This window comes from Lacticaseibacillus porcinae, from assembly GCF_003946305.1.
Classification (GTDB): Bacteria; Bacillota; Bacilli; order Lactobacillales; family Lactobacillaceae; genus Lacticaseibacillus; species Lacticaseibacillus porcinae.
The window spans coordinates 121,012-136,368 of record NZ_RHNS01000001.1; the positions used below are offsets into that span (position 1 = coordinate 121,012).

General features: G+C 47.3%; 15 protein-coding genes. 1 reads left to right on the forward strand and 14 read right to left on the reverse strand.

The features are described 5' to 3' along the window. Nucleotides 1-64: 64 nt before the first annotated feature. The 6 genes from EKM92_RS00535 to EKM92_RS00560 all read right to left on the reverse strand — a co-directional run bounded on the left by EKM92_RS00535 (nt 65) and on the right by EKM92_RS00560 (nt 4,645). Nucleotides 65-1,492 (reverse strand): S41 family peptidase, encoded by a 1,428-nt coding sequence (locus EKM92_RS00535; protein ID WP_225420685.1) that lies wholly within the window; start codon nt 1,490-1,492, stop codon nt 65-67. A 2-nt stretch (nt 1,493-1,494) separates the two neighbouring features. Continuing rightward, entirely contained in the window at nt 1,495-1,725 is a 231-nt protein-coding gene (locus EKM92_RS00540; protein WP_125706836.1) for a YozE family protein, read from the reverse strand. 17 nt (nt 1,726-1,742) lie between these two features. Further along, nucleotides 1,743-2,255 carry a peptide-methionine (S)-S-oxide reductase MsrA gene (msrA, locus tag EKM92_RS00545; RefSeq protein ID WP_125706837.1) on the reverse strand — a complete coding sequence of 171 codons (513 nt, stop codon included), beginning with the start codon at nt 2,253-2,255 and terminating at the stop codon, nt 1,743-1,745. A gap of 5 nt (nt 2,256-2,260) precedes the next feature. After that, the gene (locus EKM92_RS00550) at nt 2,261-2,881 is read right to left on the reverse strand and encodes a YpmS family protein (protein WP_125706838.1); all 621 of its coding nucleotides are present in this window, start codon (nt 2,879-2,881) and stop codon (nt 2,261-2,263) included. A 1-nt stretch (nt 2,882) separates the two neighbouring features. Continuing rightward, a complete protein-coding gene (locus tag EKM92_RS00555) occupies nt 2,883-3,737 on the reverse strand; it encodes an SGNH/GDSL hydrolase family protein (RefSeq protein ID WP_125706839.1) in 855 nt (284 codons plus the stop codon). Nucleotides 3,738-3,802: 65 nt separating this feature from the next. Beyond that, a complete protein-coding gene (locus tag EKM92_RS00560) occupies nt 3,803-4,645 on the reverse strand; it encodes a DegV family protein (RefSeq protein ID WP_125706840.1) in 843 nt (280 codons plus the stop codon). 181 nt (nt 4,646-4,826) lie between these two features. Here EKM92_RS00560 and trhA point away from each other — a divergent pair, with 181 nt between their 5' ends. Beyond that, on the forward strand, nt 4,827-5,465 hold the full coding sequence (gene trhA / locus EKM92_RS00565) for a PAQR family membrane homeostasis protein TrhA (RefSeq protein ID WP_125706841.1): 639 nt from the start codon (nt 4,827-4,829) through the stop codon (nt 5,463-5,465). 82 nt (nt 5,466-5,547) lie between these two features. Here trhA and EKM92_RS00570 read toward each other — a convergent pair whose 3' ends face one another. From EKM92_RS00570 to rpsA, 8 genes are all read right to left on the reverse strand, one after another. Further along, nucleotides 5,548-6,036: a dihydrofolate reductase gene (locus tag EKM92_RS00570; RefSeq protein ID WP_125706842.1), complete on the reverse strand. Its 489-nt coding sequence runs from the start codon at nt 6,034-6,036 to the stop codon at nt 5,548-5,550. Nucleotides 6,037-6,047: 11 nt separating this feature from the next. Next, the gene (locus EKM92_RS00575; protein ID WP_125706843.1) at nt 6,048-7,004 is read right to left on the reverse strand and encodes a thymidylate synthase; all 957 of its coding nucleotides are present in this window, start codon (nt 7,002-7,004) and stop codon (nt 6,048-6,050) included. Nucleotides 7,005-7,013: 9 nt separating this feature from the next. Continuing rightward, complete coding sequence (locus EKM92_RS00580) at nt 7,014-8,906, reverse strand: ABC-F family ATP-binding cassette domain-containing protein (protein WP_125706844.1); 1,893 nt, start codon at nt 8,904-8,906, stop codon at nt 7,014-7,016. A gap of 83 nt (nt 8,907-8,989) precedes the next feature. Further along, complete coding sequence (locus EKM92_RS00585; RefSeq protein ID WP_125706845.1) at nt 8,990-10,171, reverse strand: CCA tRNA nucleotidyltransferase; 1,182 nt, start codon at nt 10,169-10,171, stop codon at nt 8,990-8,992. A gap of 30 nt (nt 10,172-10,201) precedes the next feature. Beyond that, entirely contained in the window at nt 10,202-11,464 is a 1,263-nt protein-coding gene (locus EKM92_RS00590; RefSeq protein WP_125706846.1) for a tetratricopeptide repeat protein, read from the reverse strand. A 79-nt stretch (nt 11,465-11,543) separates the two neighbouring features. After that, nucleotides 11,544-11,819 carry an HU family DNA-binding protein gene (locus tag EKM92_RS00595; RefSeq protein ID WP_054715215.1) on the reverse strand — a complete coding sequence of 92 codons (276 nt, stop codon included), beginning with the start codon at nt 11,817-11,819 and terminating at the stop codon, nt 11,544-11,546. A gap of 234 nt (nt 11,820-12,053) precedes the next feature. After that, nucleotides 12,054-13,364 carry a ribosome biogenesis GTPase Der gene (gene der, locus EKM92_RS00600; protein WP_125706848.1) on the reverse strand — a complete coding sequence of 437 codons (1,311 nt, stop codon included), beginning with the start codon at nt 13,362-13,364 and terminating at the stop codon, nt 12,054-12,056. A gap of 687 nt (nt 13,365-14,051) precedes the next feature. Continuing rightward, nucleotides 14,052-15,341 (reverse strand): 30S ribosomal protein S1, encoded by a 1,290-nt coding sequence (rpsA, locus tag EKM92_RS00605; protein ID WP_125706850.1) that lies wholly within the window; start codon nt 15,339-15,341, stop codon nt 14,052-14,054. Nucleotides 15,342-15,357 lie beyond the last annotated feature (16 nt).

The window sequence follows — 15,357 nt, forward strand, 5'->3', positions numbered from 1 at the left end:
CCCGCTATTTCCCGCAAACGCTATCCAGCGCAAAAAAATCAGGCACAAGGCCTGATTTTTGCATCTATTTCGTTAACGCTTTGACTGCCGCGTTGAGTTGCGGATCATCATTGGCATATTTTGTCGAAAGCTCAGTCACCAATGCTTGTAAGGTTGCGGTATTGGCAGTGCCATCAGCTGTCAATCCATGAGCAGATTGGAAAGCTTTCACTGCCGCTTGTGTGGTTGGCCCATAATATCCATTTTCGGTGCCTGGGTCATTGCCTAACGCCTTCAACAATTGTTGCAACGACTTCACATCACCAGACTCATCCCCGAGTTTCATCGACGTCACTGAAAATGCGGTGATGTTCATGTAATCAGGGTATTTCACCTTGATAGTTGGGGTGAGGCCTTTTTTGTTGATCCATGTGCCATTTGGCGTTAACCATTTGGCCACTGTCAACTTCAATTCGGCACTTGAAGACATGGCGGCAACGTTTTGCACGGTGCCTTTGCCATAACTTTGTTCCCCCACTAATGGGGTTTTGTTATTTTCATTTAAAGCCGCAGACAAAATTTCTGAAGCTGAAGCTGAGTTGCCATCGATCAAAATCGCCATTGGTTCTGTGACTTTAAAGCCTTTGTCGTATTTCTTGGCAGCTTTATATGTTTGTACGGCACCTGAGCGATCTTGGACTTTGACAATGGTTTGACCATTCTTCAAGCACATCGAAGCGATCGCTAACGCTTGGGTCAACTCGCCACCGGGATTGCCACGCAAGTCTAAGACAAAGGACTTAGCCCCTTGCTTGCGGAGTTTCTTGACGGTTGATTCAAATTGCTTCGCCGTCGGATCAGAGAAAGTATCCATGGTGATGATGCCAATGGTTTTGTTGGTTTTTGACATCGTGCCTTCAACTGTGTCAGTGGTGATCTTGGCCCGCTTCATTGAGAAAGTCATGGTTTTGCCGTCGCGCTTCACGGTGACTTTCACCGTGGTGCCGATTTTCCCGCGGATCTTTTCAACGGCGGTGTTGACGTCATCTTTGGCAACGTTTTTGCCGTTGACGGCGATCAAGATATCACCAGTTTTCATGCCAGCTTTTTTAGCTGGGGTATTGGCCATCACACCTTCGATGGTGAGTTTGTTGTCGCCTTGTTGCACCGTGGCACCGATCCCACCAAAAGAAGCTGAAAGCGTGGAATCAAGGCTTGATTTAGAATCATTGGTCAAATAAGTGGAAAATTGATCGCCTAAAGAGTTGACCATGCCTTTGATCGCACCGTTGGCTAACTTTTTGCTATCCGTAGATTTGTAATAACTATTTTCGATCGTTGCATAAGTACTGAGCACTTTGTCAAAGCCTGCTGGTAAATTCGAAGCTGTTGTGCCAACCGCTGAATCCCGTAGGCCATGAGCATAGTACCCGATCAAGCCGCCACCGACTAAAGTCACACTCATCCCAACGGCAAGTAGCCAAGCTGGGACTTGTAAATGTTTTTTTGCCACAATTATCCTCCGATCTGTTCAGACGCGAGGTATTCACGCCAGACATCGTCAAATACACTCATGCTTTGCAAATAGTTGCCATTAAGCTCCAAATATTCGCTGAGTGCGTCAAAATCTGTTTCTTGCTTGGGAAAACTGTGGTCTAAAAACGCGTTTTGCGCAAAACCAGCGATTTCGCCGTGATCATTGGGGTTGCGCAAGGTCATTAAATACTGATAAAAGGTCTGGCGCATGCCCGACTCCTTTCAAACTACTGCCAATTCTGATCAATAAACGATTGACGTTGGGCATGTTCTTGTGCGTAACGCCGCGGGTTATGTTGATAGAATTCTTGATGTTCTTCTTCTGCAGGGTAAAATGTTGAGGCATCCACGATTTGGGTGACGATCGGTTGATCGAAGCGGTCGCTAGCTGCCAAGGCCTTTTTGGAAGCCACAGCAATGGCGCGTTGTTCGGCATTCGCCACATAGATCACTGGCCGATAGTTGTCGCCGCGATCTTGGAATTGCCCCATCGCGTCAGTGGGATCCGTTTGTTGCCAATAGATCTCAACCAACTGCGCATAGGTGATAATGTCAGGATCAAAAGTGATCTCAACAGCTTCCGTATGGCCAGTGGTGTGGCTTTTGACTTGTTCATAGGTAGGGTTGGCAACATGGCCGCCGGTGTAGCCGGAAACAACATTTAAGATCCCAGGTTGGGTCTCAAAAGGTTCGACCATGCACCAAAAACACCCACCAGCAAAAATTGCAGTTTCTTTCATTTCAATCAGTCCTTTGTTGAGCTGCTTGGCAAGTAAACCGAAAAGTCGATATCATCGTTTGGTAAGTCGATTTTCGTGGCTTTGATCTGCATGCCGTTTTGCAGTTTGAATTTGCTCAATTTTAACACAACCGTTTCTTGTGAGCTATTGAGTTTGACCCAACTTGGTAATTTATAGCTATGACCGACGTAATTCAACACATATGAAATCGGCACAGGCAAACTCCCAATATTGAGTTTCGTTGCTTTTAATTCAACATCGCCATTTGGCCGAACTAACGGATCAAATTGCAAGCCGAACTTGATGGTGGCGCCAAAGAATTCGAAATGACCACCGAGCACAGCAGAATCGCCAACCGTCAAGGTGTACTTAATTTTGGAATCTTTTAAATAATCATTTAAATAGTAATCAACGATGTGATTGACTTGCCGTTTGGTCAATTGCACGGAAAACGCGGCTTGTGAATCATCGCTATCAGCGCTTTGGGCGATTTTATCATTGTAAGGGGTTAAGACTTTGGTGGTAAACCAGATCCCAGAACCGATGATCAACCCTAACAAGATCAACGTCGCCCAACGCCACCAATTGATCGTTTTTTTGGGACTGGTGTGTTTTTGTCGTTTCATATTATTGCTCCCATTGTTGCTTGGTTTTGGTCATTTCATGCCATAATTGCTTGGTCATTTGCGCATATCCAGCATTGTTAGGATGGAAATGATCTTGTGTAAAGATCAGCGGGTTGGCATTGCTGTCACCTGCTACAGCATCTTTCAAGGCTTGTTTGGTGGCTTTCGATTTGTCGCTGGTGTTGCCTTTGGACAAAACGGAATCAATGTCGACGTAATACGCGTGATCGATCGTCGCCAAGGTTTTCTTGGTGGCCGCATTCCAATTTTGCACACTCGTGGTCATCGCAGTTAAATTCGGGAAGTACACATAAAAAGGATTGTAAATCCCAAACACGTAAATCGGGGCCTTAGGATTATCTTTGCGTAAGGTTGCCACGAGCTTTGCTAAACGTTTTTGAAATTGCGTATTGCCATTGGCAACATCTTTGGTGGTCATATCAAAGAAATGCTTTTGCAGCACTGCCATGAGGTCATTGCCACCAACAGTCAACGTGATGATGTTGGCTTGTTTAACGGCTTTTTGAAGTTTAAGTTGGGTGTCTAAGCGATGTTGGACTTGTGGTGCCGTGTTGCCAGTCACCCCAAAGTTTGACGTTGAGACGGTATAGTCACCACTTTGTTCCAAATCACGTTTGATCAATGCCACATAACCACCGGCATTGGTCGCATCCCCGACCCCATGCGTCAACGAATCACCGACGCCGACGACGTTTAAATGTTTGACTTTCGTGGTGACCCCAGCTAAGCGCGTGGGTTCAACTTTTGGACCGAATAACTCCCACCCGCCAAAAGCAAGCAGTGCAACGATCAGCACGGTTGCTAAATTTTGCCATAAATGTTTGATCTCGTTCACCTCTTGTCATGATCTGTTCACCCACAACTAAAAAATGGCAGGAGTCAGCCTCCTGCCAGTATGATTTAGTCGGTGTAGCACATGATGGCAAAGGCGCCATCACCAGTATGGGTTGCGATCACCGGATCAGTCGGCCGCACCAGCACTGGCAAGTTTGGCAAAACGGCTTTGATCTTGTTGCCGATTTCTTGAGCATAAGCTTCACCGCCGGCAAAACTGATCCCCACTTCTTTGAGGTTTTCAAGACCTTGCAACTTTTCCACGAAGCTATCAACGAAGCGATGCAAGGTTTTGACGCCACGGCCTTTTTGCATCACTTTCAGTTCGCCATCAGCGACTTGTAACACCACTTTGATGTTTAACAAGCTACCGACCACACCAGCCGCCTTAGACAAACGGCCGCCTTTAACTAAGTTGTCTAACGTTGACACACCCATTTGTAAAATGGTGTGATCACGGACAGTGGCCATGCGCTTTAACACGCCATCCATATCAGCGCCGGCTTCAATGGCTTTGGCCGCTTCGATCACTTGAAAGGCCATCGCGCGGTCAGTAAAGTCGCAATCAACGACGGTCACGTCGCCATCAGACATTTCAGCAGCTTGCCGCGCTGAGTTGACCGTACCTGAAATGGCTTGCAACATATTGACGCACAGCACTTGGCTACCATCTGCAGACAGTTCATTAAACACATCTAAGAAGGTCCCAGGTGCTGGTTGTGAAGTTTTAGGTAACGCTTTGGCTTCTGCCATTTTTTCCATAAATTCTGTACGGGTGATGGTTTCACCATCGATGTAGACGGTGGAGTCGATCATGATGGTCAACGGGACCACGCGGATATCGTATTGCGCCACTTCCTCCGGGGTCAGTTGGATCGAAGAATCAGTAACGAGTTTAATCTTTGCCATGTCGCGGCCACACTTTCTTATAGGTTAATTCACACCGCTATAGTATAACAAACAGTGGCGTGATTGTCAGTAGTTGTCATCTAGTATTGAAAACTAGTTATCATTGCATACCGTATTCTAACATGCTAGAATGAGTTCGTAAACAACATCTAGTTTCCAATACCAGATATGGAGGTTGCGTATGCAATTGACCAAACAAAATACAAATTATCGCTTCACTAATGAAACCTTGAGTGCCACCACCCACGCCACAGGCTTAGGGATGGCGATCATCGGCACCATTGCGTTAGCCTTTCGCGCTGGCGACTCGCCGCTGAGGTTGGTGACATTTATCGGCTTTGGCATCGCGTTGATTTTGCTTTATTCAGCATCAACGGCGTTTCATAGTTTCTACTTCACCAAAGCCCGCCATGTGCTGCAAGTCCTCGATCATTCCGGGGTGTTCATTTTGATCGCCGGCTCATACTTGCCTTATTGCCTAGTCACCATCGGCGGTGGCTTAGGACTCGGCTTGTTGATCGCGATTTGGAGTTTGTGTTTAGCTGGTATCTTGTATAAATGCTTCTTTATCGGCAAGCTGAAATATTTGGAAACCAGCATTTACGTGATTTTAGGGTGGCTATGTTTGATCGGCATTCGCCCACTGTGGGCCGGGCTTGGTCCCATCGGCTTTTGGTTGTTAGTAGCAGGCGGTGTTGCTTATACCTTCGGCGCTGTGCTTTATTCACAAAAACAAATTCCTTACATTCACGTGATCTGGCATTTGTTTGTGATGTTGGGCTCAGCGTGCATGTATGCATCGATTTACTTATTTGTTTAAAATTTCTCGGTCAAGTCGGATGCGGCTTGGCCGATTTTTTTGACAAAAAACGCCGTAACCACTTAGGTTACGACGTTGTTAACTAACGCTTTTCCCAACGTTCAAACACATGTGTCAACGCGGGATCATCATTTTCTACAAGCCGTGAGGAAACCAATTGATAGTCAGACCAAGGTAAGTCGACCATGGTCACATCCCCATCGAAGGTCCCAGCAAGGCGCGTCACCAACAACGTATCAGGCCAGGCTTTCAGACTTTCAAACACCCCAGCGCCACCTGTGATCACCAGATCTTGATCTGGGTGTTGTGCCTGTAACTCCCGCAATTCAGCGCCTGAATGCACCACAATGGCGCCAGGAGCATCACAGTTGGGGTCGCGCGACAACACGACGTTAGTCCGCCCAGGCAATGGTCGTTTTGGCAAGGCAACATAAGTTTTGCGCCCCATCACGGTCAGTGTCCCTAAGGTTTGTTGTTTGAAGTATTTCAAATCATCTGGCAAATGCCATGGCAGCGAGCCATTTTTGCCGATGGTGCCTTGTGCGTCTTCTGCCCATAAAAATGCGATCATCGTTTACTCCTTTATACAGCCACCGGCGCTTTGATCGCCGGATAAGGGTCATAATCAAGGACTTTGATATCGTCCATTTGAAAATCAAACACATCTTTGATGTCAGGATTCAACCACAACTTCGGCGCCGGGCGTGGCGTGCGGCTGAGTTGCTCATGAATTTGATCGATGTGATTGGTGTAAATATGGGCATCGCCGAAGGTATGAATGAAGTTGCCGACTTGTAAATCGCACACTTGCGCGATCAAATGTGTCAGTAGAGCATATGAGGCGATGTTGAATGGCACCCCTAAAAACATATCTGCAGAGCGTTGATACAATTGCAGCGACAACTTGCCATCATTCACGTAAAACTGATACATCGTGTGGCATGGTGGCAACGCCATGGTCGGGACATCTTCAGGATTCCAAGCACTGACAATCAAGCGGCGAGAGTTAGGGTTGGTTTTGATTTGTTCGATCACATCCCCAAGTTGATCAATGGTGTCGCCAGTTGAGGTCTTCCAAGCACGCCACTGACTGCCGTAAACATTGCCAAGATCACCAAATTTAGCCGCAAAGTCATCATCTTCAAGCACTTGTTGATTAAATTTGGCCATTTGTTCATGATAAACTTTTGCAAACTCGGGGTCTTTGAGCCGGCGTTGCCCGAAATTCGCCATATCAGGGCCGGTGTAGGTACTCGAATTGACATAACGTTCAAAGGCCCATTCATCCCAAATGTGGTTTTTGTGCTTGAGCAAATATTGAATATTGGTATCGCCGTGCAAGAACCATAGTAATTCGCTTTTGATCAATCCAAAAGGCACTTTTTTAGTGGTTAGCAGCGGAAAGCCTTGGCTCAAGTCAAATCGTAACTGCGCACCGAAGTGACTATAAGTCCCAGTACCAGTGCGATCGCCTTTGAAGTCACCTTCGTTTAAAATCTGTTGGCAAAGATCCAAATATGGTTGTTCAAGACTAGCCATGATGTCCTCCTAGTTGACGTATTCATCCAATGCAGCAAAGCGGTCAAACATTTCATCAAGTTGCGCATTGGCATCATCGATTTGTTGTTGCAAACCACCAAGTTTTTGATAATCGTTGCCATCAGTGGCATCCATTTCTGCTTGCCAAGCTGAGATCTGATCATCTAACGCATCCATTTTTTCTTGCAGCTGGTCGTGTTCGATGGATTCGGCGTAGGTTAACTTGGTTTTAACTTTAGGGGTATCGGCATCCACTGGTGCCACTTTAGGTTTTGCCGTCGGCGTTGGCGCGGCGGGTTGATCAGCCTGCTTAGCCAAATAATCCGTAAACATGCCCACGGCGCGCTCAATTTTGGCATTGCCGTCAAAAATCAACAAGTGATCGGCGACTTTATCTAAGAAGTAGCGGTCATGGCTGACGGTGATCACAGTACCTGGGAATTGTTCCAAATAGTCTTCTAACACTGTTAGCGTCGCCACATCTAAGTCGTTGGTGGGTTCATCTAACAACAAGACGTTGGGTTGTTCCATTAAAATCGCTAACAGATACAACCGGCGTTTCTCGCCACCAGACAAACGACCGATCAATTCACCATGCATGCTGCGTGGGAACAAGAATTGCTCCAAAAGCTGAGTGACCGTGATACGTTCACCTGAATCTGTGACTAGCCCTTCGGCGATCGATTGCAAATAGGCGATCACCCGCTTGTCATTGGGTAAGTCTTGGGACAATTGCGTGTAGTAGCCAAGTTTCACCGTTTCACCAAGTTCAAAAACCCCAGAATCGAGTTTGCGTGCACCTGCGATCACGTTCAACAATGTGGATTTCCCGGCACCATTTTGTCCGGTGATGCCGATGCGCTGACCGGGTTGCACCAACCAATCAAAATCATTGAGAATGTGATGATCGCCGATCGTTAAGTTCGCGCCTTTAAAAACGATCACTTTCTTACCAAGGCGCGTGGAAGCAACTTTCATTTCCACTTGCCCTTGGGCTTCAGGGCGATCATTCATATTTTGTTTAATGTCATTGAAGCGATTGATCCGCGCTTGTTGTTTCGTTGACCGCGCTTGCGCACCAGCATGCATCCAAGCGAGTTCTTGTTTGTAAAGCTGTTGTTCTTTGTGGGCCGCCACGGTGTCGGCTGCGACTTGCTCAGCTTTTTTCTCAACATAGGCTTCATAGTTACCCGTGTATTGATAAAGTGTCCCGTGGTCGAGTTCCCAAATGGCATTGGCCACGCGATCTAAAAAGTAGCGATCATGCGTGACCACCAGCAAGGCGCCTTTGTAAGTGCTGAGGCGCTTTTCTAGCCAAGCGATCGAATCAAAGTCCAAGTGGTTGGTCGGTTCATCTAAAATCAACAAATCAGGTGATTCGATCAACACTTGTGCCAAGCCTACCCGCTTTTGTTGACCACCAGATAAACTCCCGATTGTTTGATCAAGATCAGGTAAATGCAGCTGTGTCAAAATGGTTTTAATGTCTGTATCCACCGACCATGCATCTGTTTGGGTCATGGCAGCATCCGCTTTTTCATAGCGACTTTGCGCTTGGGCGTCCATAGGATCTTTGGTGTAAGCCGCAAGTGCGCTTTGATATTGACGCAGTGCCGCAAATACTGGGCCTTGGCCGCCATATACGGCATCCATAATTTTTTTATTGGGATCAAGTTCAGGTTTCTGGGCCAAATACGCGATCCGATAAGTTTTACTGGTTTCCACCGTGCCTGCATCAAAGGGATCGGTATCGGCTAAACCGTTTAATAACGTGGTTTTCCCTGTCCCATTGACGCCGATCAAGCCGATGCGGTCGCCTTGATTGATCAAAAAGTCGATCGATTTAAATAATTGTTTGTCGCCATACGCCTTGCTGACGCCTGTTGCGCTTAATGTTTGCATGTAAATGCTCCTCGTTGTTCTAAGCTTTAGTTTAACAAAAATTACCGCGGCATACAAAAAAGACCGCCGAGGCGATCTTCGGATTAGTCATTTAACGCAGCGTTCAACAAGCTAGTTTCATCATTATGCAAGTTGCCAGATACCACTGCTTGCTCCAGTTGATGAAGGGTTTGGCCGAGCTTTGGACCTGGCTTCATGCCATGTTTGATCAACATGCCACCATCGACTGCTAACGCTTTGCTGGATTTAATCGGCAATGCAACGTAAGCATTCAAAATCGTTTGTTCGTCAAAGCCTGGTTGTAAATATTGTTGCGCAGCCGCGGCGGCTGTCACACCTTCAAGGCCGGCTTCATATAACGCCCAAGGGTCATCGGCGGACAATTTAGGTAACAATGCCACTGCCCGCTGCACCGTATTGCTCAAGGCATTGGCTTGCTTCCAAGCTTTCATCAACTTAACTACCGGTAAATTCAACCCAGCTGCGATCAACGTCCACACCACCGCTTCTGAAGTGATCGGCGTCGGATCGATCGCCGCTAAATTCTCCAGCGCTTGTTGATGACCGGCAAACATTGGGGCATGTTCACTGAGCCCTGTGGCCACAAAATCTGCTAAACCAGCAGTTCGCGCTTGCCCTAACATCATTTTGACAAATTCTGTGGCAATACGTTCCACGGAAATTTTTTCCAGCAAGGCGGCATTTTCTTGAATGGCGTGTTTGGTCGCTGCTTCAATCGAGAAGTTCAATTGACTTTCAAAGCGGACCGCCCGCATCATCCGCAGCGCATCTTCATGGAAGCGTTCATGGGCATCCCCCACGGCGCGCAACACCTGATGATGCATGTCGTCGATGCCACCAAATAAGTCTACCACCGTGCCATCATGGCGTGCAGCTAACGCATTGACGGTGAAGTCGCGGCGCTTTAAGTCTTCTGACAACGACCGCACAAACGTCACATGATCGGGACGGCGGAAATCTTGATATGTCGATTCCGTCCGAAAAGTCGTCACTTCATAGCCGACGCCATGCTGCAATACCATCACAGTGCCATGTTGAATGCCAGTGTCGACAGTTTTATGAAAGATCTGCTTAATTTCTTCAGGATAAGCGGAGCTGGCGATGTCGACGTCATGAATCGGCAACCCTAACAACGCGTCGCGGACACTGCCTCCGACAAAATACGCTTCATATCCCGCCGCTTCGATGGCTTGTAAAATCGGGATCGCTGCTTGAAAATCTGGATGCGTTAAATCAATTTGCATAAAAACACCTCGCTTCAACTATACCAGAAATTAGTTTTCTGCGTTTAATTCATCTAAGCGAGCTTGCATTTGATCGTCATCAGGGACCAACGCCACATACCGCGTAAGCGCGGCTTTGAGTTCGGCGATGGCGGCAGTAGATTGGAAAAAGTCGATGATATCGCGCAAAAAGTCTGGAGAATCTTGGAAAGAACCAAAGGCCAACAAGTAGTTCTCCCGCGCGTGATCAACGTCATCGATGCGATCATAAGATTTCGCCAAATTCCAATAGATCTGCGGATCTACATCGCCCGATTTGTCGATTGCTTCCAAAAAGGCGATATTATCGTCGTCTTCGTGCTTGGCTAAGAGCAAATTACTCCATGACAACATCACTGCTTGGTTTTCTGGATCAATGGCGCGGGCTTTTTGTAAATAAGTCGTCGCCAAGTCGTTGTCTTCTTCCTTCAACGCCAAATCTGCGCCAACCGCAAATAAGTCAGGATTCGTGTCATCAACTTGGATCCCTGATTGTACCGTCGATAACGCTTCTTGTTGTTGGTGATCAGCAACTTGTGCTTGTGCCAATGGCAAATAGGCATTGGCAAAGCTTGGATCTTCTTCCAACACGGTTTTTAAGGTGTCAATGGCGCGCGGATAGTCTTTGAGTTGTAGATACAAACTCCCTAGCGTAAAGCGACTGTTGAAATCAAGGGTATCGCCGAGTTCTTCAAACACCGCCACAGCATCTTCATATTGGCCGAGGTTAGCGAGCACGGCACCATAGTGGGCTTTCACCGACACATTGGCAATGTCGTCAACGCCTGCGGCAATCAAATCAGAATAGGCAACTGCGGCTTGTGAGTCTTTGCCCCAGTCGAAATACAATTCCCCTAACGCAAAAGTCACCACTGGTTCATCAGGGGCTAAGCGTTGGGCCGTGAGTAATTTTTGTTCGCTGACTTCATATAACCCTTGCGTTTGATAAACATCCGCTTGGGTCATTAACCCAGCAACATAACTATCGGAATCAGGTTGGATCTGGGCCAAATAGTTCAACGCTTTATCTGGATCCCCATTAGAAACTGCAATATCGGCAAGATTTGCGCGCAAATCATCCATTTCAGGATATTTGCCTAGCAATTCTTCATAAATGCGTTGCGCTTGGCCGATAAAGCCTAACGCATATAATTCCCCTGCCAGGTTATACAACGTTTCATCATCGTCTTGTTGCAAAGCTTGGGTGAATAACTCCCGGGCTTGGGCTTGATCGCCTTTTTCTAAAGCCGCTAACATTTGTTCTGAAAAGCTCATGGGTACCTCCATCCATTCGCGAAAAAACGGCCGAATCCCATGGGGACTCAGCCGTTATGTGTATCATTGTCTCAGGAGACTACTTAACAGCGTCCTTGAGAGCCTTACCAGGCTTGAATGCTGGTACTTTGGAAGCAGGGATTTCGATCTCTGCACCAGTTTGAGGGTTGCGGCCTTTACGAGCAGCGCGTTCGCGCACTTCGAAGTTACCGAAACCGATCAGTTGAACCTTAGCACCTGCAGCCAAGTTATCTTGGATCGAAGAGAATACGGCGTCAACCGCAGCAGTTGCGTCTTTCTTGGTTAAACCAGTCTTTTCCACAACGCTTTCGATCAATTCAGCTTTGTTTGCCATGAGCAATTTCACCTCCATATAGATTTAAGTGATTTCCACTTAAAGTCCCAACTGTGAGTTGCCTCACAGCATGAGGAAACAATGACCAATACGTATCACTATTTCATGCTTAAAGATAGCACACCAACGCCGGTGTAGCAAGGGTTTTCGCGTTTTTAAGCCAAAAGTTGACCACAATCAGCCTAAAATTCATTGAAAATTGCCTCATCTGCTTGCAAGCGCCGACAAGCTTGATTACTTGCGGCTTCGGGCAATTAAGTGGATCGGCGTGCCATCAAAGTCGAAAGTTTGCCGCAATTGGTTGATCAAAAAGCGCTGATACGAAAAGTGGAGTAAGTCCGGATCGTTGACAAAAGCCACGAATGTCGGCGGCTTGACCGCCACTTGGGTCAGATAATAGATCCGCAAACGTTTGCCATTAATGGTTGGCGTTGGCGTCACCGCCATGGCATCCATTAAGACATCGTTCAATACTGCACTTTGAATGCGACGGTTTTGGTTTTCAGAAACCATCGTGATCATATCAGGCAAGTTTTTCAACCGCTGATGGGTCTTAGCAGACACAAATACGATCGGTGCGTAGTCCAAATACTGGAATTCATCGCGAATGTGTTGTTCAAACTCTTGCATGGTGTGGTTGTCTTTATTGTGCAAGGTATCCCACTTGTTGACCACAATAATGATCCCACGCCCGGCTTCATGGGCATAGCCGGCGACTTTTTTATCTTGTTCGCGAATGCCAGTTTCAGCATCTAACACGACTAACACCACATCAGAGCGATCGATCGCCCGCAGTGCTCGCATCACGGCGTACTTTTCAGTACTTTCGTAGACTTTCCCACGTTTGCGGATCCCAGCAGTATCGATCATGGTGAATTCTTGATCGTGATCGACAAATTTCGTATCGATCGCATCGCGCGTCGTGCCTTCGATATCAGACACGATCACGCGCTCTTCACCTAAAATGGCATTAACCAAACTGGACTTGCCGACATTGGGCCGCCCAATAAAAGAGAACTTGATCGAATCATCTTCAACATCAGTGCCTTCTTTAGGAAAGGCTGCTAGCACTGCGTCTAACGCATCCCCTAAGCCGATCCCGTGGGTCCCAGACAAAGGATATGGTTCGCCAAAGCCTAATGAGTAGAAATCATAGATCTCGCTACGACGTTCTGGGTTATCGACTTTGTTGACCGCTAACACCACTGGTTTGTCCGCACGATATAAGATCTGGGCGACTTTTTCATCAGCATCTGTCACCCCTGCTTCCACAGACGTCAAAAACAAAATGACGTCAGCTTCTTCAATAGCAATTTCTGCTTGTTGGGTGATTTGCGATAAGAACGGTTCATCCCCCATATCGATCCCACCAGTATCGATCAAAGCGAATTCTTTGCCGAGCCATTCTGCTTTGCCATAAATGCGATCCCGAGTGACCCCAGGAGTATCTTCGACAATGGAGATCCGCTCGCCAATGATCCGGTTAAAAATCGTCGATTTCCCGACGTTTGGGCGGCCAACAATGGCCAGAGTTGGTAATACCATTTTGTCACTTCCTTTACTTGTTTCCGAAGGCCTTCAGGTAATGGTCTTCTCGAGTTGGAACTTACTAGGTTGCGATTTGAATTTAAGACTCCGGCTGGGCCACCGCTACATAACGAGGGTCCTCGGGAAAGCTAGTCGAGTGTCTCGCTACGCTCCCCACTCGCCGGATCTTTCCCTGCGGTTTCTCGTAAGCGGTAAACCGCTAACGAGAATCTCGCTATGTAGCAGCGACCAGCCTCCGTCTCAAATTCAAATCGCGGCGACGCCTCATGACCATCATCCCGAAAGACAACGAGCCTGGAGGCAGTCAATAAATGTACAGAGATGTACAGAGATCTACAAACAAATCTGCAGATAAAGTCGATTCAATCAGATCCAGTCCAAATGATGACTGAACGATTCGTTATCGACCTCGCCATGCGCAGGTGTTTTGAATTTGGACCGGAAGCTGGCCGGCACGCCATAGTGAGATTTCCGTTGGCGGTTTACCGCCTACGGAAAGCCTCAGGGAAAGATCCACTTGATTCAGCGCATCGCGATGAATCAAGTTAGCTTTCCCGAGGACCCTCACTATGGTGTGCCGGCCAGCTGGAGGCCCAAATTCAAAACACCGAAGCCCCTGCTGAAACCGACAAAAAGCGGGACAAAATCACTTTTGTCCCGCCTTTTTATTTGCATTGATGAAAATTACTTTTCGTCTTTGCCAAAGTCTTTCAAAGCATCACCGAGCATATCGCCTAAGGAGAAGCCGGAATCATCTTGTTGATATTCGGCTGGGATGGACGTACGTTCTTGACGGTTGTTGCGACGAGGACGATCGTTGCGGCTGTTATCGCGGTTGTTGTTGCGAGGACGGCTTGAACGTTGTTCTTCTTCAGCAGCACCTTCAGGAGCTTCTTCAAGAGCCTTGATGGATAATGCCAAACGATGTGCTTCTGGGTCAACGGACAGAACCTTGACCTTGATAGCTTGGCCTTCCTTCAAGACATCTTGAGGGGTAGCGATGTGTTCGTGAGAGATTTGGGAAATGTGAACCAAACCTTCAACACCAGGGAATACTTCAACAAAGGCACCGAAGCTAGTCAAGCGACGAACAGTACCGTCAAGCACTGCACCGGCTGGGGCTTCAGTTTCAACGTTGTCCCAAGGTTGAGGCAACGTTGCTTTGATGGACAAGGAGATACGATCTTTGTCAACGTCAATGGCGAGGACTTTAACCTTAACTTCTTGGCCAACTTTAAGGACGTCAGATGGCTTGTCAACGTGATCAAAAGCAATTTCTGATACGTGGACCAAACCGTCAACGCCACCAAGGTCAACAAAGGCACCGAAGTTCGTTAAGCGAGCAACCTTACCTTCAACCACATCGCCAGGTTGGAGCTTAGCGAAGATTTCCTTGCGGGCTTCAGCTTTAGAAGCTTCAACGATCGCACGGTGGGAAAGGATCAAACGGTTGTCAGATGGTTCGATTTCAATGATTTTGAATTCGAGTTCTTGGTTCTTGTATTGGTTGAGGTCTTCAACAAAGTGATCTTCAACCATGGATGCAGGAACGAAGCCACGGACGCCTGCGTTAACCACTAAGCCGCCTTTAACAATGGAAGTAACAGGTGCAGTGATGGTTTCACCCGCATCAAATTTCGCTTGGATTTCTTTCCAAACTTTTTGCGCTTCTAAGCGGCGCTTGGAAAGCAGGTATTGGCCGTTTTCCTTATCTTTACCAATCGTGGAGATGACCACCAGGTCGATCTCATCGCCGACGTTAGCAACCGAACGAATATCATCGATTGGCTGAGTTGATAATTCTTTCAGAGGAACGACACCTTCTACACCGGTGCCTTCGATACCGACGATCAGTTGCTTGTCCTCTACGGCTAATACTTCACCCTTCACGGTGTCACCGATATGAACGGTTTCGACGCTGTTTAAAGCATCCGCCATGGTTTGGGCGTTTTCGTTTACGTTGTTTTCACTCATGCCAAAAAAATCCTCC